The sequence below is a fragment of the uncultured Campylobacter sp. genome, from assembly GCF_937997405.1.
Lineage (GTDB): Bacteria > Campylobacterota > Campylobacteria > Campylobacterales > Campylobacteraceae > Campylobacter_B.
The window spans coordinates 1-18,389 of sequence record NZ_CALKTL010000195.1 but is presented as its reverse complement, the minus strand read 5'-3'; the positions used below and the strand labels follow the sequence as shown (position 1 = coordinate 18,389).

Here is an 18,389-nt window from a genome sequence, read left to right as displayed (position 1 = left end):
CTCGAAAGCAAAAGATGCTGGCATTAAATATATTTATCAGACATATTATCTCGATAACGAGATGCTCTTCTCAATGGTAATGAACGATGAGCTGTGTCGACGACGAGGATTTTAATACCTGATATATATGAGCTGATTTCTAACATGGACTACAAAAGCCTATTTTGACTTATATATTCATATCCCTAGAATTTTAAATCGTAAAATTTAACCACTAAGCCAAAATACTCAATGATTAAATTTATGATTCTTGTAAGATGCTACTTGCCGCTTAGATACTCCTGTAGCGTTTTAACTTCAAGCGCGGATTCGTCCTTTATCGAGCAGATCGAGCGCGTAGCGGCGATCGCCGCCTTCATCGTCGTAAAATACGGCAGCCTAAAGCGCAGCACGCTCTGGCGGATCTTCGCGGCGTCGGTGGAGCTTGATTTGCTGTCGCTAGTGTTGATGACGAGCGAAATTTCGCCGTTTTTGAGCTTATCCTCGATATTTGGGCGGCCCTCGCTGATTTTATAGACAAACTCGCACTCTACGCCGTTTTCTCTCAGCAGCTTGTGAGTGCCGCTCGTAGCCGCGATACTAAAGCCTGCGCTCGTAAACGCGCGTGCAAGCTCTACGGCTCGCGGTTTGTCGTGATCAGCTAATGACAAAAACACCTTGCCGCCGCTTGGAAGCGCGTTGCTCGCGCCGATTTGGGATTTGGCAAAGCTTTTGGCAAAGCTCTCGCCGATGCCCATCACCTCGCCGGTGCTTTTCATCTCAGGCCCCAGGATCAGATCCGCGCCCGCAAGCTTGTTGAAAGGAAAGACGCTCTCTTTGACGCAGATATGGTTTTTAATACGCGGCTTTAAAATTCCCTTCTCTTCAACTAGCACGCCGAACTCGTCGTAAAATTTCAAAGCCTCGCGCAAGCCTCCTTGCCACATTACGCGGGTAGCGACCTTTGCCATCGGAATTCCGCTCGCCTTGCTCACAAACGGCACGGTGCGGCTCGCGCGCGGATTTACCTCGATGATGTAAAGCTCGTTTTCAAAAATCGCGAATTGAATGTTCATAAGCCCCACGACGCCGAGATTTAGCGCGATCTCTTTGGTTTGGCGGCTTACCAGATCGATCATCTCCGCGCTTAGGCTAAGCGGCGGCAAGATGCTCGCGCTATCGCCGCTGTGAATGCCCGCCTCTTCGATATGCTCCATTATCGCGCCGATATACACATCGCGTCCGTCGCAGATCGCATCCACATCAAGCTCTGTCGCGTCAAGTAGAAATTTATCTATAAGCACCGGCGAGTGATCGCTCACGCGCACCGCCTCGCTCATATACAGCCTAAGCTCGGCTTCGCTATGCACGCGCCGCATCGCGCGACCCCCGAGTACGTAGCTAGGGCGCACGAGTACGGGATAGCCGATAGCAGCGGCCTTTTCGATCGCTTCGGCTTCGCTTACGGCAGTATCGTTTTTGGGCTGCTTAACGCCGATGTTTGCGATAAACTCGCTAAATTTTTTGCGATCCTCCGCTACGTCTATCGTGCGCGCGCTCGTGCCGATAATCTTTGCTCCCACGGTGCTTAGGCGCTTGGCGAGCTTTAGCGGCGTTTGACCTCCGAAATGCACGATCACGCCGTCGGGGTTCTCGGCCTCGATGACCGCTCTAACGTGCTCGAAATCGATCGGCTCGAAGTATAAAATATCGCTCGTGTCGTAGTCGGTGCTGACGGTTTCTGGGTTGCAGTTATACATTATCGTGGTGATCCCCATATCGCGTAGCGCGTAGCTAGCGTGCACGCAGCAGTAGTCAAACTCGATACCCTGCCCGATGCGGTTCGGACCGCCGCCGATGATGAGGACCTTTTTGTTATCTTTTGAAATTTTACGGCTTGCGATGGCGGGCGTTATGTTGGTGCTGGAGTATAGATAGGGCGTAAGCGCAGCAAACTCGCCTGCACAGGTATCTACTTCGTTGTATTCAAGGCCGATGGCCTGTCTGGCGCAGGCAAAATGGATGTCGTTTTGCGTAAGGCCCAGATTGTCCTTTTTGTTGATCAAATTTGCGATCATCTTATCGCTAAAACCCCAACTCTTGGCCTGCCTTAAAAGCGCCGCGTCGTTGATGATCTCCATATCGATGCGCTCTTCAAATTTTACTATCTGCTCGATCTGGCTCAAAAACCAGCGATCGATCTTGCTAAGCTCGTAAATTTGATCCACGCTCATGCCCATTCTAAATCCCTGGGCGATGTATAAAATTCTATCTTGCTGCGCGTTGCGAAGCCCGAAGATGAGATCTTTTTCGCTTAAATTTAGCTCCACGAAGCCGAAGTAGCCCTTCTCCAGCGAGCAAAGCGCCTTTTGAATGCTCTCTTTAAAGCTGCGCCCGATCGCCATCACCTCGCCGATACTCTTCATCGCAGTACCTAGATACGGGTTTGCGCCGGGGAATTTTTCAAACGCAAAGCGCGGAATTTTAGTAACGATATAATCGATCACCGGCTCAAAGCTTGCGGGCGTGCCGGTGATGTCGTTTTTGATCTCATCCAGGCTAAAGCCCACCGCCAGCATCGTAGCGACTTTGGCGATCGGATAACCCGTGGCTTTGGACGCGAGAGCCGAGCTGCGGCTTACGCGCGGGTTCATCTCGATGACGATCATCCGCCCCGTTTGCGGATTTACCGCAAACTGCACGTTTGAGCCGCCCGTATCCACGCCGATCTCGCGTAAAATTTTAAAGCTTGCGTCGCGCATCGCCTGGTATTCTTTATCGGTAAGTGTAAGAGCGGGCGCAACCGTGATGCTATCGCCCGTATGCACCCCCATCGGGTCGAAATTTTCGATCGAGCAGACGATGATGCAGTTGTCCTTATGATCGCGGATCACCTCCATTTCGAACTCTTTCCATCCAAGCAGGCTCTCTTCGATCAAAATTTCATTTATCGGGCTCACGTCTAGCCCATTTTGCGCGACCTCTTTAAACTCGTCGATATTGTATGCTACGCCGCTGCCTGCGCCGCCTAGGGTGTAGCTTGCGCGGATAATGAGCGGAAAGCCGATCTCATTTGCAGCCGCCATCGCCTCTTCGATATTGTAAGCGTATTTGGATTTAGGCAGATCCATTCCGATCTTAATCATCGCCTCTTTAAATTTTACCCTATCCTCTCCCTTTTTGATCGCTTCAGGCTTGGCGCCTAGAAATTTCACCCCCCCTAGCTCGCCGCTTTCGTAAGCCTCCATCGCGACGTTTAGCGCGACCTGTCCGCCCATCGTAGGTAGGATCGCATCGACGCCCTCGCGCTTTATGATACGCAAAATGCTCTCTTTGGTGATCGGCTCGATATAGGTAGCGTCGGCAAAATCGGGATCGGTCATAATGGTAGCGGGGTTAGAGTTTATTAGCACTACGCGATATCCGAGGCTCTTTAGCGTCTTGGCAGCCTGCGTGCCGCTGTAATCGAACTCGCACGCCTGACCGATTACGATCGGGCCACTGCCAATCAGTAAAATCGTCTTAATATCATCTCTTTTGGGCATCAATTTTCCTTTGTAACGACATACAAAAACGCCGGCATCTCGGAGCTCACGTAGGGCTCTACGACGGCGCTTTTGTATAGCTTCCCGTTTTGAATCTCTTTAACCTTTCCTACCGGTACGCCGGCAAAGAAAATTTCATCTTTCCCGCTCGTAAAGACCTCATCGCCTACCTTGGGATCGAGCCATTGCGGGATGTATCTAACCACGAGCTCGTTATTTTCGCCGCCTGCGACGCCAGGAATTTGAGCGTCACCTATGAAAACGGAGAAGTTGCTCTTTTCGTCGCGCTGTAAGATCGCAAGTGGGCGCCCGTCTTTATTTACTAAAATCCCTGCGGTCTTGCCCTCGCTGATGAGGCCGTAAATTTTGTTTGGGTTAAAATTTTCAAAATTTACAAAGAATTTGTTGTAGTCGTTTAGATTCGCGTAGCTCAGCGCCTTTACGAGCTGGACTTTGGGCTCGTAGACGGAGCTGTTTTTATCGATCAAAATTTTATTCAGCTCGCCCGCGAACGTACTAAGCAGCATCGCCGATTTTTTTAACTCGGCATTTTCTTCTCGTAAAGCCTTGATCGTCTCTGCTTGGTTAAAATGCTCGTTTACAGCGCTTTTTACCCGATCACTCACGCCGTAATAAACCTCTAAAATTCCTCCTGCAAATCCGATAAATTTGCCGTGGATATATGAGCCGAACGTAAGCGAAACGGCTACCAGCAAAACCGCGACGAGAAGGAGTTTGAGATTAGTCATTTGCCGCTTGTTTTAGCGATTTTATCTCTTCTAGGGCTTTTCCCGTGCCGTTTGCGACGCACAGTAGCGGTTCGTCCGCGACGAAAACCGGAAGCTTTACGGTGTCGCTTAGATACTTATCTAATCCGCGAATGAGCGCACCGCCACCCGTTAGCACGACGCCGTTTTCGACGATGTCGGCGGCGACTTCGGGCTGAATGCTTTCAAGGACAAATTTTAACGCATCTGCAATCTCTCTGATTGAGTCTTTGATCGCCTCTCTAACGTCCTCGCTCGTAAGATCGACCGAGCTTAAAAGCCCGCTGATCTGGTCTTTTCCTTTGACCGTGTATGTAAGATCTTTTTGCTGCTGCACCGCCGTACCGATCTTGATCTTAATCTCCTCAGCCGCGCGTTCCGAAATAAGTAGACTATATTTTTCTTTGACGTAATTAACGATGCTTGCGTCGATCTTATCGCCCGCGACGCGAACGGATTTAGCGCTGATGATACCGCCCAAAGAGATGACGCCGATCTCGGTGGTACCGCCGCCGATATCCACGACCAGCGAGCCGCGCGCTTCATTTACGGGAAGTCCCGCACCGATTGCCGCAGCCATCGGCTCTTCGATTAGATAAACCTCGCGCGCACCCGCTATCATCGCGCTTTCGCGCACGGCTTTACGCTCGACCTGAGTTAGTCCGTAAGGAACCGAGATGATGATGCGCGGACTTACGAAAAAGCGGCGCTTGTGGGTCTTTTCGATGAAATATCTAATCATCTTCTCTGTCATATCAAAATCCGCAATAACGCCGTCCTTCATCGGGCGCACCGCTTCGATATCGCCCGGAGTGCGCCCGAGCATCTCTTTAGCCTCGGCGCCTACGGCGATGATCCTTTGCTTGCCGTAGCGCTCGTTTTGTACCGCGACGACGCTCGGCTCGTTGATGATGATGCCTTTATCTTTTAGCAGCACGAGCGTGTTTGCCGTGCCTAGATCGATGCCCATATCCCTTGAAAATAATCCTAGAATCGAATCAAGTAACATTTATCCCCTTTATGCAGTTAAATTTTGTTTTACAAGTATCGGCTTGGAGACGCCGTCTACGACCTCTTTTGAGATGATGACGTCATAGCCCTTAAGCTCAGGCAGATCGAACATAATATCGATCATTATCTCCTCGATTATGCTGCGAAGTCCGCGCGCGCCCGTTTTGCGCTTAATCGCAAGGCTCGCGACCTCCCTTAGCGCGTCGTCGTCAAATTTTAAATTTGCGCCGTCTATCGCAAAGAGCTTTTGATATTGTTTTAAGATCGCGTTTTTCGGCTCGGTTAAAATTCTAACCATCGCCTTTTCGTCGATCTCATTTAGCGTAGCTACTACGTGCAAGCGCCCGATGAGCTCGGGGATTATGCCGTAATGCACCAGATCGTCAGCCTCGACCATATTTAGTAAATTTAAGCTCTCTTTCTTGCTACGCTTGGTTTGGTTAAATCCGAGCACGTTCTGCCCGATGCGGCGATTGATGATCTCGTTTAGCCCGTCGAACGCACCGCCACAGACGAATAGGATATTAGTAGTATCGATCTGGATGAAGTCCTGATTTGGATGCTTGCGGCCGCCCTTTGGAGGGATATTTACGACGCTTCCTTCGATGATCTTAAGAAGCGCTTGCTGTACCCCTTCACCGCTTACGTCGCGCGTGATGCTGCGGTTTTCGCTCATTCGCGCGATCTTATCGATCTCGTCTACGAATACGATACCGCGCTGCGCCTTCTCTACGTCGCCGTCCGCGGCCTGCAAAAGGCGGGTGAGGATGTTTTCTACGTCCTCGCCGACGTAGCCCGCTTCCGTTAGGCTCGTAGCGTCGCTAATGGCGATTGGCACATCCAAAAATTTCGCCAAGGTCTGCGCCATAAGCGTCTTGCCGCTGCCGGTAGGGCCGATAAGCAAGATATTTGATTTTGAAATTTCGGTATCGTCACCCTTTGCGTCGGTCTGTCTGAAAATTCTTTTATAGTGGTTGTAAACGCCGACGCTAAAAATTTTCTTAGCGCGCTCCTGACCGATGACATAGCGATTTAGCACTTCCATCAGCGCCTTTGGCTTGATAGCTTCGAAATCAATCTCTTTATTTTGATTTTGTATCGCCTCATTTTGACCCTCGCTGCCGTGGATGGCGGCGTATGCCATATCGATACAATAGCTGCAGATAGCCGCCGTACCGTCGTCGTTAGGATAGATACGACGTCCGTCCGCGCCCGTCTCACCGCAAAAACTGCACTTATTTGCCATTAAATTTTACCCTTATCTAGCGGAATTCCGCGTTTTGTGTTGATTATAAACTCGCACATCTTGCGCACGTTTTGATCGCTCGTTTCGTTTAATAAAATTTGCGCCTGCTGCTTTAAGCCCCTGCCTTGGTTAAATAAAAATTTATACGCCCGATTTATCGTCTCGACCGTCTCTTTATCGAAGCGGCGGCGGATGCCCGTTAAATTTAACCCGCGGATATAGGCGCGGTTGCCCTCGGCTAGGCAAAACGGCACCACGTCCTGACTAAGCGCGCTAGCCCCTGCGATCATGCAGCTCTCGCCGATGCGAACGAACTGATGCACAGGGGTAAGCCCGCCGATAACGGCATAATCGCCCATTACGACGTGGCCTGCGAGCGTGGCGTTGTTGGCTAGGATTATGTTGCTTCCCAACACGCAATCGTGCGCGATGTGGCAATACGCCATCATAAATAGATTATCGCCGATGCGCGTAAATCCGTCGCCCTTATGCGAGCCCGAGCTGATAGTGCAAAACTCGTGAATCGTAGCGTTTTTGCCGATGATTAACCCCGTGCGCTCGCCATCCTCAAAGCTCATATCTTGCGGAATTTCGCCCACGATCGCGTATGAAAAAATTTTAGAGTTCTCGCCGATTTGCGTATCGCCGATGATGCGCGCGCCCTGCTTGATCGTGCAGCCGTCGCCGATTTTCGCCTGCGCGCTTATGAAAGCATACGGCTCGATCACAACCTCGGCTCCGATCTGCGCGCCGTCCTCGATGATCGCCGTGTGGTGAACTTTAGCCATCATTTATCCATTATCATCGCTTGAAGTTCAGCCTGCGCGGCCAGTGTGGCGCCGTCGTTGATGTAGGCTTCGCCCTTTAACACCCAGATACGTCCGCGGTGTTTGATTACACTGATACGATACTCAAGCTTGTCACCGGGGCGGACCGGGTTTCTAAATTTAGCGTTGTCGATACTCATAAAATACACAACTTTATCGCTTAGATCTACGCCGTCTTTCTCCATGCTCTTAAACGCCAGCACGCCGCCCGCCTGTGCTAAGCCCTCGATTATCATTACGCCCGGATAGATCGGATGGCCGGGGAAGTGGCCCTGAAAGATCTGCTCGTTGTAGGTTACGTTTTTATAGGCCTTGATACTTTCGCCTATGCTGAGCTCTTCGACGCGATCTATCAGCAAAAACGGAAAACGATGAGGTAGGATGGAGAGGATTTCGTTTATATCTATCATTGATCTGCCTTTTTTAGAAATTTTAGAATCTTATCAAATTCTTACTAAAATTTCCCTAACGTCTAAAAATATGCGCGAGAGCCCGTAAATTTGAACTTTGGCGGCTCTTATCTCGTCCGTGACGATGATCGGCGAGAGCGAGCCCGCAGCGCACAGGGCGGCGCGAGTTTTATTTTGGCGCGCTAGACTCGGCGGGTTTTTTAGCATTTCGGATACGCTTTTGAAATTTGATCTTGAAATTTCGTTAAATTTCGCCAGGTTTAAAATTTTAATCTCGTCTTTGTCGCTGCAAAAAATTTTGCACTCGCGCTCTATGCTAAAGCTCACGTTTTCGCGCGTAAAATGCGAGCCAAATAGCACAAACGAGGGCACTACACGCTCGTCAAATTTAATCCATGCACGGAGCAAGCGGTAGTTTAAAAACCGATCGCGCAGCACGCTAAATTTAACCCCTTTTCTTTCGAGCGAGCAAAGCTTTTTGTAAAATTTCAACTTCTCCTCTACCGAAGCGGGCAGGATCTGCCGATCGATCGGCGATATTAGTTCGTAAATTTCGGCGCCTTGGGCTAAATTTTGCTTCAAATCCGCCGTCAGACTTCCTCCCGAATTTCGCTCAGCCTTTCGCTGTTCACCTCGCTGCGCAGCAAGCGCGTAGATGCAGCCGCAGTAGTTTTGATGATAGAGCGCGTCTTTTTTCGCGAGCGCAAACTGCTCGTTCGTGCCGCCGTTTTTGCGAAAATCGGGCGCGATAAACTCCAGTCCGCAGCGCTCGCAAATGCGCTGCAATGAGGCGCAAAGCTGAGAGTGCGATTTTTTGGGGCTCATTAAAAGAGTCGTGGTGATTTTGCGCTCGCCTAGGCCTAGCGCGAGCTCGGCCGTTTTTTGCATGCGAAAATCAAAGCAGAACTCGCAGCGCGCGCCCTTTTCGGGCTCGTTTTCAAGCTCGCGCGCACCGTCTAGCCAGCCCTGAAAATCATACTCGCCCAGGATAAATTTAATCCCTAAATTCTCGCAAACCCGCTTCGCGTCGTGCATTCTAAGAACGTATTCGCCGTAGGGGTGGATGTTTGGATCGTAGAAATAGCCTATTAGCGGCTCTTGCGTGAGCTCTTTTAAGCGGCGCAAAAAATAATCGCAATCGACCGAGCAGCAGATGTGGACCAGCAAATTTTAACCCTTTGCACGAAATTTTTGGATATAATTTTACGCTATCAAAATTAATGAGCGGAAAAATGAAAAATTTTTTTATAAAACACCGACGTAAGTTTGCTTGCGGCTTGGGCGGATTTGCGCTATTTTACGTGCTCGCAGGCTTTTTCGGCGTGCCGCTTTTTATCGAAAAGGCGCTGCCTAAAATTTTAGAGGGCAGAGCAAGCTTTAGCGTGCAGGACGCCAAATTTAACCCCTTTACCTACGAGCTAAACGTCACCAAACCGGAGCTTAGCACCTTTAAGCCGCTGTTTAGCGCGGACGAGATAAATCTAAAAATCGGTTTTTCAAAGCTTTTTAAAAAGACTCTTGCGGTAGAAATTTTACATCTTAAATCCCCTAAATTCCACGTCGAGCGCGAGCAAAACGGCACCTTCAATTTTGAGCCGCTACTTTCGGAGCAAAAGAGCGAAAACAAGGATGAAAACTCCAGCTTCAACGTCACGCTGAATAATTTTAAGATCGAGCGCGGCTCTCTGGGCTACGTAGATAACTCCCTGAAAAGGCCGTTTTCGCTCATCTCGACCGAGCTAAATTATGAGATCAACGGGCTAAATTTAAAGGACGAAACGATCGGCGAGCACGATTTAAGCGCCGTTTCGCGTACATACGACGCGCTGAGCTTCGATGGAGCTATCGACCTGGCGCCTCTTCGTCTACACGGCAAGGTAGATATCTCGCGGCTAAAAATTGATCCGTTTTGGCTATCGTACCTCGATCCTAGCGGCGTGCGGTTTAAAAACGGCTTCCTTTCCGCTACTCTAAATTACCGATTGAGCCTTGATGAAAATATAAAATTTGCGCTTGAAAACTCAAAGCTCGAGCTGCAAAGCCTAGAAATTTTGCAAGATCAAAGCTTAATTTCGCTAGGCTCGCTGAAAATCCCGAGCTTTGAGCTGAATACGGACGTTTCGAATGAAATTTCAGGCAAAGTGGTAATCCCGCAAGTGCTAGTTTCTGGCGCAAAATACGATATGGGCGAAACCAAAATTTCCACGGGCTTTGAGGGCGCGCGGGTCGCGGATTTTGCGCTGGATTTTAATAAAACGGGCTCGAGCTTGCGGCTAAACTCCGCCGTAAAAAGCGTAGATCTAAACCGCTCAAGCTTTGCAAACCCACTAATTTCGGTCGTTTCAAACGACACTAAAATCACGGAAAATTTCTTAAAATTTAACGCCGAAGGTAACGATACAGCCCTTCATACGGGCTTTGGCGCCTTTAATATCGCAGATACGCAGATTACGCTAGCGCGCAGCGATAAAATTTCACTCGCCGCAACCGAGCTGGGCACGTTTAGCTACGACAAGGAGGGCGTGCAAAACGGCGCAAGTCTAAAATTTGCTAAAATTTCAAACTCCAAAATCGCAAACAAAAACGGAATTTTTAGCGGATTTGAAAGCTTCGGCGTGCAGGGAGTGAAATTTAACGTCGCGGATCTCGATCTGGGCGTGGATAAAATTTTGCTAAACGAGCCGTTTTTCAACTCGGAAGTGGGCGTTAACGGCGCCAAAAGCATAAACGATCTGGCGATCTTAAGCGCGATCTCTAAAAATCCTGCAGGCTCTAAAAAAACGGTGAGCGCGGGCGATGCAAACCCTACGGATGCAAACTCTACGGCAAGCGGCGCAAATTCGGATTCTAAAAAGCCTGCCAAAAGCCCCGCTTTAAAATTTAAGATCGGCGAGGCCTCCGTAACGGGCGCAAAGGCTAAGATTAGCGAGAGCTTTATCATTAAAAACAACGTGCACGAGATCAAGGATTTCAGCGCCACACTAAGCGGGCTAAGCTCAAATTTCGCCGAGCCCTTCGGCATCAAAGCAAGCCTTATCACGGGCGAAATCACCGCTAGCGCGGACGGCAAGGCTAGCATCGCGCCGCTTAACGTAGGCGTGAACTTTAGCCTAAATGCGCCGAACTTGGGCGTTTTTAACAAATATGCAGCGGAATTTATCACGGGCTCCATCGCCGGCGAGCTCGCTACACAAGGGCAGTTGAAGCTTTCAAGCGCCTTCTCGCTCGAAGCGAAGCTATCGGGCAAGGGCTTGGCGCTAAGCTCTGGTAGGGATAAAATTTTCTCCCTTGCGTCGCTGAATGTCGCGCAAATCGCGCTAAGCCCAAGCTCCCTCACGCTAAACAAGATCGCTCTTGGCTCACCCTCGGCAAATATCTCGCTAAATAAAGACAGGCGTTTAAATTTGCTCTCGTTGATAAAGCCCGCCGCGCAGGCAAAACAGACCACAAAGCCCGCCGAAGCGGTACCTAGCAGATCCGCAAAAAACGGGGCAAACTTTGCGTGGAGCGTAAAAAATATCTCGCTTAGCGGCGGAAGTTTAAATTTCACCGACGAGAGCCTAGCGGCGCCCTTTAAACTGCGCATCAGCGATATGAAAGCAAGCATCAGCGAGATCAGTCCGAAGCGAGCGGCGGATATCAAGCTTAGCTCGCTCGTAAGCGGAAGCGGGCTAGCGAGCATCACGGCGCGCGCCTATCCGCTGAATTTTAAACGCAAAAGCGATATAAGCGTCGTTTTAAAGGAGATCCCGCTTGTGCCCGCATCGCCCTATACCGCCAAATATATCGGCAACGAAATCGCGGGCGGCAAGTTAAATTTAAAACTTGCCTACAAAATCGAAGACGGCAAGCTGAATGCAAGCAACGATCTAAATTTAGACCGCTTCGAGCTTGGCAAAGAGGTGCAGAGCAAGGATGCGCTGAGCCTTCCGATCGGGCTAGCGGTATCGATCCTAAAGGACAGCGACGATCAGATCGATATTAGCCTACCTCTAAGCGGTGCGCTGAGCGATCCGAAATTTAGCTACGGCGCGCTAGTTTGGGGTGCGATCAAAAAGCTACTCTCGGACATCGTGCTAAGCCCGTTTAGATTTATGGGAAAGATCGCGGGCGTGGATACGAAAAAGCTGGAAAGTATCGATTTTGAGGCGGCAAGCAGCGAAATTTTAATCAGCGAAAGCTCTAAAATCGATGATCTTGCCAAGGTCGCAAAAGCTAAGCCCGATCTTAAGATCATTCTAAACTCTGCGTATAACGAAAAGCTCGATACTCACGAGTTTCAAAGGCGCTCGCTGCAAAATGCCCTCACGCTGATGTCCAATAAGCAAGGCCTCTCCACGGATGAAGCCATAGCGGCGCTTAAGGTCAAATACGGCATCAAAGCTAGCGGCGATGAGGCGATGGAGGAGCTGATAAGCGCGCAGAAATTTACCCGCTCCCGTCTTGATGAGCTAGCCCTTGCCAGAGCGGCCGCCGTACAATCAGCACTCGTGCAGCGCGGCGTAAGCGCCTCTCGCATAGAGATCAAAAAGCCGAGCGAAGCGGAGCTAAAACAAAACAGCTTTATCCCGCTAAACCTGGGTCTTGAAAATTAGCGTAAGCAAAATTTGGCTATACTAAGCGAACTAAATTTAAAGGAACGGCGATGATAAATATAGGAATTCATGGCGGAAGCGGCAGAATGGGCACGATGATCTACGAATGCCTGAAAAATTTCGATCAGGCGCGAGCAAGCGTGATCTACACGGTCGCGCTGCTTGATTATACGCCGAGCTGCGCCGCAAGCCGCAGCTACGACGAGCTTTTTAGCAGCTGCGACGTCGTGATAGACTTTACGATCCGAGACGGTGCGATAAGCTTAATGAAATTTGCGCTTTCGCACCCAAAGCCGCTTTGCATCGGCACGACGGCTTTGGGTGATGAGGGCGAGCGGCTACTGCGCGAATGCGGCGCGAAGATGCCCGTACTACACGCTACGAATATGAGCCTGGGCGTCGCGGTATTAAACAAACTCGTAGCGCTTGCCAGCAGGAGCCTGCGCGATTTTGACTGCGAAATTTTAGAGATGCACCACCGCCACAAAAAAGACGCTCCGAGCGGTACGGCGATGAGCCTTGCGGAAAGCGCCGCGAGCGCACGCAAGCTAAGCTTAAAGGACGTGCGCATAAGCGGTCGCGACGGGCTCATCGGCGAGCGCGGCAAGGACGAGATCGCCGTGATGTCGCTGCGCGGCGGCGATATAGTCGGGCGCCACACCGTGGGATTTTACGGCGATGGCGAGTTCGTCGAGCTAAATCATACGGCAACTTCGCGCGCAACCTTTGCCAGAGGCGCGATAAAGGCCGCAGTATGGCTAGCATCGCAAAATAGCGGGCTTTACGGTATCGATGACTGCTTAGGGATCTAGGCTTTGCGGCTAAATTTAAGAGGAAAAAATGCCAACTAAAGATGAAATTTTAAATTTTTTGCGCGAGCTAAAGCCCGAGCTTGAAAGTTTTGGAATTTACAAAGTCGGGCTATTCGGCAGCTACGCCAAAGGCGGAGAAAATATCGCCGAGAGGTTTAAAATTTCAGCCGATCTATTTGATGAGGCGCCGACAAAATGCCGGACGGCGAGCTGTCAATGATAAAACAAAATATAGATAAATTTCTAAAAAATAAAATTTAAGAGGTTAGAAAATGTGCGCAATCGTGGGAGTCATAAATTCCGAAGGTGCGGCTAAAACCGCGTATTACGGGCTTTTTGCCATGCAGCACCGCGGCCAGGAGGCAAGCGGCATCAGCTCAAGCTTCAACCATCACATCAAAACGATCAAAGCCACGGGGCTCGTGACGGAGGTTTTTAGTCCCGCGAGTTTTGAAATTTTAAAAGGCAACATCGCGATCGGCCACAACCGCTACGGCACCGCGGGCGCAGACAGTCTAAAGGACGCACAGCCCGTTGCCGGCAACTACGCTCTAGGGGAGATCTCGATCGTTCATAACGGAAATTTGATCAATAAAGACGAAATTCGCCGTAAGCTCGTAAGCGAGGGCGCGATCTTTCAATCTGGCATGGACACCGAAAATATCCTGCATCTCATCGCACGCAGCAAGCAGGAGCATCTAAAAGACCGCATCATCGAGGCACTGCAACAGTGTGTGGGCGCGTATTCGCTTCTGATTTTAAGCCGCTCGAAGATGTTTGCCGTGCGCGATCGCTACGGAGTGCGTCCGCTCAGCATCGGCAGGCTAAAAGACGGCGGCTACATCGTCGCGAGCGAAACCTGCGCGTTTGATCTCGTAGGAGCCGAGTTTATCCGCGACGTAAAGCCCGGCGAGATGGTGATCTTCGAAGAGGGCAAGGATGAGTTTAGCTCGGTTCAAATTTTAAAAGCTGCGGAGGCTAGAATTTGCGCGTTTGAATATATCTACTTCGCGCGCCCCGACAGCGTCGTAGAGGGCAAAAACGTATATGAAGTCAGAAAAAAACTGGGCGCTGCGCTCGCGCGAAAAAGTAAAAATTTAAAAGCCGATTTCGTCGTACCCGTGCCCGATAGCGGCGTGCCGGCGGCGCTTGGTTTCGCGCAAGAGAGCAAGCTGCCCTTCGAGATGGCGATCGTGCGCAACCACTACATCGGTCGCACCTTCATCGAGCCGACGCAAGAGGTGCGAAATTTAAAGGTCAAACTCAAGCTAAATCCGATCGGCGCGGCACTGCACGGCAAAAGCGTCGTCGTCGTGGACGATAGCATCGTGCGCGGCACTACGAGCAAAAAGATCGTCGAGCTTCTGCGCCATGCGGGCGCGGCGCGCGTGCATATGTGCATCGCAAGCCCGGAGCTAAAGTATCCCGAGCGCTACGGCATCGACACGCCGAGCGTGCGCGAGCTGATCGCCGCAAATATGAGCACGGATGAAATTTGCAAATTTATAGGCGCCGACAGCCTCACGTTTCTTAGCGTACCGGAGCTCGTAGAGGCGCTTGGGGACGAGCGCAAATACTCGCTCGTAAGCTTCGACGGCGATTATTTCATCAAAGATTAGCGAATTTAAAGGAGCAAACTATGACAAAATTTAAAATTAAGCGCGTCTATGAGAGCGCGGAGGAAGAGGATGGATTTCGCGTACTATGCGACAGACTTTGGCCGCGCGGCATAAAAAAAGACGCGCTGGAGCTTGATATGTGGGCAAAAGACATAACGCCTAGCACCGAAATACGCAAGCTTTTCGCGCATAAGCCTGAGAATTTCGCCCATTTTAAGGAGCTTTACTTAGCTGAGCTTGAGCAAAATCCCGCCGTAGCTGAATTTTTGAAAAAGGTTAAAAACGAGCCGGTCGTCACGTTGCTATACGCTGCGAAAGACGAGCACTGCAACCACGCGATGATTCTGCGCGATTTTCTGCAAAGCAAGGTGCACTGAAATTTTGCGCTCAAAGCGCACCGCTCGCCATATTTTAAAGCAAATGTAAAAACGCCTCGATCACCAATCCACTCGTAAAACCGATACGCGAGGCATAGAATTCAGCGAACAAGGCTTAAGCGGAGCGGTCTTAAAGCCTTGCCATGCGCGATTTGCGATAAATTTTCTATCCGGATGTAACTTCGCAGATGCGCAAAACAAACGCTAAATTTTGCGTCAGAGCTCTAAAAAACGCAGAATTTTATAAAAAGCGAATAAAATTTCAAGGAAAATAACCCGATTTAATATGCAAATTTAGAATTTCATCTATTTTTTAACGCTATTTTTCATAATGCAAGCTAGGAATTTAAAAAGTGAGCTTAATATAAATTCGCAACAAATCAAATTAATTTCTTACACGCAGCATTTTTAAATTTCATTTAAGGATTTGCCGCTAACATTGCTCGTAATTTTTTACAAGGAGAAACTATGGCAATAAGTGCTAGAAATCAGCTTCACGTCGTAATCAGCGACGTAAAAATAGGTGCGGTAAATTCGCTAATCACAGCTAAAACCAGAGGCGGCGACGTGCTAAAAGCGACCGTTACGGTCGATTCTGAAAAAACTTTGGATTTAAAAGCAGGCAAAGAGGCGGTATTTTTATTCAAAGCCCCAAATGTCATCATTTCAAAGGGAGAAAATGATCTTCGCCTAAGTGCTGCGAACCAGCTAAAAGGCAAAATTACCGCCGTTAAAGAGGGCGCAATCAATGCTGAAATCGATGTCAGAACCGCAGGCGGCGAAAATTTAAGCGCGATCGTCACAAACAGCTCCGTTAAAAATTTGGCGCTAGCAGTCGGCGACGAAGTAACCGCGATCATAAAAGCTACTCAAATCATCGTCGGCGTAAAATAATCAGGCGTAACGGTGCGTACGACAGCGATGCGCGCGCTTTAAATATCGCAAAATAAAGGAGTGGAATTTTATAAATTCTGCTCCTTCTTCAAAAATCTCTTTTGATAAATCAAATTTCGTAGCAACTCAAATAACGCTATAAGCGCTCTTTTCTCTCATGCGCGCAGATACACCCCGCGCGACATCCAGCCCCAATCACACCAAAAGCGGTCTTGCCCTATTTGCTGCAGTGCGCGTCTCGCGCAGGCTTTGCATACATGCAATACGCAAGCCCACTCACGCGAGATATTTATGAAACGCAAACTCGCCCTTGCCCTACCTCGCTAGGTTATAACGACTTTATTTGCGCGCTCGCTACGCTACTTTGCTCGGTAGTGACCGATCACCACACTTTTACAGCGGCAGGCTCGGCATATCTTTTCGCGGCGGTAGTGCGATGTTTTGCAAAATACTACGCGATGCAGTAAATTTTAAAATTTAAACTCTCCAAGTGCGACAGAGACCGCTTCACAAAACCCAGACCCGATCCAAAGATCACAGCACACACTTCACCCCCTGCTTTGCCGCTTGCTGCAAAATTTAACCACTCTTGCGCAAATAAAACATGGTGAGTTTTTATGTCGATGACTTCGAGCCGAACGCATTCGTGCCTCCATAGATGACAACATTAGCCAGCTGATGCGCGCGTTTAAATACGCTTGTACCTGCAGGCAATAAACACCGACTACAACGAGTGCATACACGTATTAGTTAGTCGCAGCAGCCCATAGCGTGTTTCGATCCACTTTGAGCTTTTGCCGATCGGCTCGTTAAAAGGCGTAGATTTCTCGAATAAAATCACTCTTGTAAAATTTCAGCTCGTAGCCGCAGATAGCAAGCATTTGCTTTGCTAAATTTGATACTCGCCGGGACTTAGTTCGCCTCGTAAAAGTTTGCCGAAGCGTGCGGCCGCGGCCTCTACGGCATCGTCACCAAACTCTCCAGGCTCAAACCCGCTGCTGACAAACGGCACAGCAAACTCCATCCCGCAGTAGTTTGCCGCGATCTTAAGCGGAGTTAAAATTTCATCCATGCTATAGCCGATCGCGCCCTGTTTGGAGTACTCGCTAAGCGGCGTACTAGCGCTTAGCGCGAGCTGCAGAACCTTGCCCCTAAGCGCGCCGGAACCCACCAGCTCGTGCGAAAAGACGATGTCGATATAAGCTTTTAGCATAGGCGGCACGTTTAGCCAGTACATCGGGTACAAAAATACGATGCGCTCAGCGCCCAATAGCGCGTCTTGCTCTGCGCGGGTGTCAATACGCGCAGTATCGGTGCCGTAAAGTCCCTCCAAATGACGCACCTCTACGCCGGTAGCGCCCTTTGCGACCTGCGATAGGGCTTTGTTCACACGCGATGCGGCGAAATTGGGATGTGATAAGATCACTAGCGTTTTCATCTTATTTCCTTTCTTAAAATTTGCAGAATCATATCGTTAAAAAGCTAAAAGTAGATTAAGAGGAGTTGGAAAGCAAGGCGTTATTTTGCCTGTGAGGAATGGGATTTGCGTGGCACGATAGATAACTAGGCGCTCTCGTACCATACTGCCTCAAGGCATGTGCAACAAATGTTTTTACGCGTGCCGTAAAGCACAAGCTTCCAGGATTAGTCTCGTCTAGAACGATCTGCTTACGATCCGTCCAATGCGCGTGCAGCTACGGCACGGAGCAAAATTTTATCCAAGCAAGGATAAATTTATGAAAAAAGATTAAAATTTAGCCGCGATTTGGGCTACGAGCCTGAAAATTTCAAAAAAAGGAAACGATATGCAGAGAAAAACACAGATCGAAGACGAGTTTAGCGCAGAGGATCGCGAGCGCAAAATCACGCTGCAAGCCGGAGATGTGGCGCCCGAGTTTAGCTTGCAAAACGCCGACGGCACGGCGATTAGCTTAAAAGATTTTGCGGGTAAAAACGTCGCGCTGTATTTTTATCCGAAAGATAACACTCCGGGCTGCACGACCGAAGCGTGCGAATTTAGCGCCGCGTACGATGATTTTATCGCCGCGGACTGCGTGATAGTAGGCGTTAGTCCCGATAGCGTCCGCTCGCACGCGGGTTTTATCGCCAAACAAAGCCTAAAACACGTCTTATTAAGCGATCCGAAACACGAAGTAGCCGAGCTTTACGGCGTCTGGCAGGTACGTAAAAACTACGGACGCGAGTATCTAGGCATCGTACGCTCGACCTTTCTGATCGGCAAGGACGGCAAAATTTTAAAGGTCTATAAAAGCGTCAAGGCAAAGGATCACGCGGCAAAGGTGCTCG

General features: G+C 49.7%; 16 protein-coding genes. 8 read left to right on the top strand and 8 right to left on the bottom strand.

The annotated features are described in order from the left end of the window. Positions 1 to 260: 260 nt before the first annotated feature. The 7 genes from carB to Q0372_RS10055 are packed head-to-tail and all read right to left on the bottom strand — an operon-like array spanning position 261 to position 8,952. The gene (carB, locus tag Q0372_RS10085) at positions 261 to 3,524 is read right to left on the bottom strand and encodes a carbamoyl-phosphate synthase large subunit (protein ID WP_298105541.1); all 3,264 of its coding nucleotides are present in this window, start codon (positions 3,522 to 3,524) and stop codon (positions 261 to 263) included. Then, on the bottom strand, positions 3,524 to 4,273 hold the full coding sequence (mreC, locus tag Q0372_RS10080) for a rod shape-determining protein MreC (RefSeq protein WP_297950248.1): 750 nt from the start codon (positions 4,271 to 4,273) through the stop codon (positions 3,524 to 3,526). Before mreC ends, carB begins: the two co-directional genes overlap by 1 nt. After that, a complete protein-coding gene (locus tag Q0372_RS10075) occupies positions 4,266 to 5,300 on the bottom strand; it encodes a rod shape-determining protein (protein ID WP_005869818.1) in 1,035 nt (344 codons plus the stop codon). The genes mreC and Q0372_RS10075 overlap by 8 nt, the downstream gene beginning before the upstream one ends. Before the next feature lie 9 nt (positions 5,301 to 5,309). Further along, the gene (clpX, locus tag Q0372_RS10070; RefSeq protein ID WP_177386944.1) at positions 5,310 to 6,548 is read right to left on the bottom strand and encodes an ATP-dependent protease ATP-binding subunit ClpX; all 1,239 of its coding nucleotides are present in this window, start codon (positions 6,546 to 6,548) and stop codon (positions 5,310 to 5,312) included. Continuing rightward, positions 6,548 to 7,336 (bottom strand): acyl-ACP--UDP-N-acetylglucosamine O-acyltransferase, encoded by a 789-nt coding sequence (lpxA, locus tag Q0372_RS10065; protein ID WP_298105538.1) that lies wholly within the window; start codon positions 7,334 to 7,336, stop codon positions 6,548 to 6,550. Before lpxA ends, clpX begins: the two co-directional genes overlap by 1 nt. Then, entirely contained in the window at positions 7,336 to 7,785 is a 450-nt protein-coding gene (gene fabZ / locus Q0372_RS10060; RefSeq protein ID WP_295152775.1) for a 3-hydroxyacyl-ACP dehydratase FabZ, read from the bottom strand. Before fabZ ends, lpxA begins: the two co-directional genes overlap by 1 nt. A gap of 33 nt (positions 7,786 to 7,818) precedes the next feature. After that, positions 7,819 to 8,952: an epoxyqueuosine reductase QueH gene (locus Q0372_RS10055; RefSeq protein WP_298105536.1), complete on the bottom strand. Its 1,134-nt coding sequence runs from the start codon at positions 8,950 to 8,952 to the stop codon at positions 7,819 to 7,821. A gap of 65 nt (positions 8,953 to 9,017) precedes the next feature. Here Q0372_RS10055 and Q0372_RS10050 point away from each other — a divergent pair, with 65 nt between their 5' ends. The 7 genes from Q0372_RS10050 (at position 9,018) to Q0372_RS10020 (ending at position 16,549) form a co-directional block, all read left to right on the top strand. Next, complete coding sequence (locus Q0372_RS10050) at positions 9,018 to 12,380, top strand: DUF748 domain-containing protein (RefSeq protein WP_298105534.1); 3,363 nt, start codon at positions 9,018 to 9,020, stop codon at positions 12,378 to 12,380. A gap of 50 nt (positions 12,381 to 12,430) precedes the next feature. Next, complete coding sequence (gene dapB / locus Q0372_RS10045) at positions 12,431 to 13,192, top strand: 4-hydroxy-tetrahydrodipicolinate reductase (RefSeq protein WP_298105532.1); 762 nt, start codon at positions 12,431 to 12,433, stop codon at positions 13,190 to 13,192. Positions 13,193 to 13,220: 28 nt separating this feature from the next. Continuing rightward, entirely contained in the window at positions 13,221 to 13,412 is a 192-nt protein-coding gene (locus Q0372_RS10040; protein ID WP_298105529.1) for a nucleotidyltransferase domain-containing protein, read from the top strand. 52 nt (positions 13,413 to 13,464) lie between these two features. Beyond that, on the top strand, positions 13,465 to 14,811 hold the full coding sequence (purF, locus tag Q0372_RS10035) for an amidophosphoribosyltransferase (protein WP_298105526.1): 1,347 nt from the start codon (positions 13,465 to 13,467) through the stop codon (positions 14,809 to 14,811). 20 nt (positions 14,812 to 14,831) lie between these two features. Then, positions 14,832 to 15,188 carry a DUF488 family protein gene (locus Q0372_RS10030; RefSeq protein WP_298105523.1) on the top strand — a complete coding sequence of 119 codons (357 nt, stop codon included), beginning with the start codon at positions 14,832 to 14,834 and terminating at the stop codon, positions 15,186 to 15,188. Positions 15,189 to 15,656: 468 nt separating this feature from the next. After that, positions 15,657 to 16,082 (top strand): TOBE domain-containing protein, encoded by a 426-nt coding sequence (locus tag Q0372_RS10025; RefSeq protein WP_298026483.1) that lies wholly within the window; start codon positions 15,657 to 15,659, stop codon positions 16,080 to 16,082. Between the two features lie 212 nt (positions 16,083 to 16,294). Continuing rightward, positions 16,295 to 16,549, top strand: a complete 255-nt coding sequence (locus Q0372_RS10020) for a hypothetical protein (protein ID WP_298105520.1) — start codon at positions 16,295 to 16,297, stop codon at positions 16,547 to 16,549. A gap of 422 nt (positions 16,550 to 16,971) precedes the next feature. Here the strand turns inward: Q0372_RS10020 and Q0372_RS10015 are convergent, their stop codons facing one another. After that, positions 16,972 to 17,520 (bottom strand): NAD(P)H-dependent oxidoreductase, encoded by a 549-nt coding sequence (locus Q0372_RS10015; RefSeq protein ID WP_298105519.1) that lies wholly within the window; start codon positions 17,518 to 17,520, stop codon positions 16,972 to 16,974. Between the two features lie 367 nt (positions 17,521 to 17,887). Between Q0372_RS10015 and bcp the strand changes: the two genes are divergently transcribed. Then, positions 17,888 to 18,389 (top strand): thioredoxin-dependent thiol peroxidase (bcp, locus tag Q0372_RS10010; protein ID WP_298105516.1); only part of this gene is annotated, 502 nt, incomplete at its 3' end.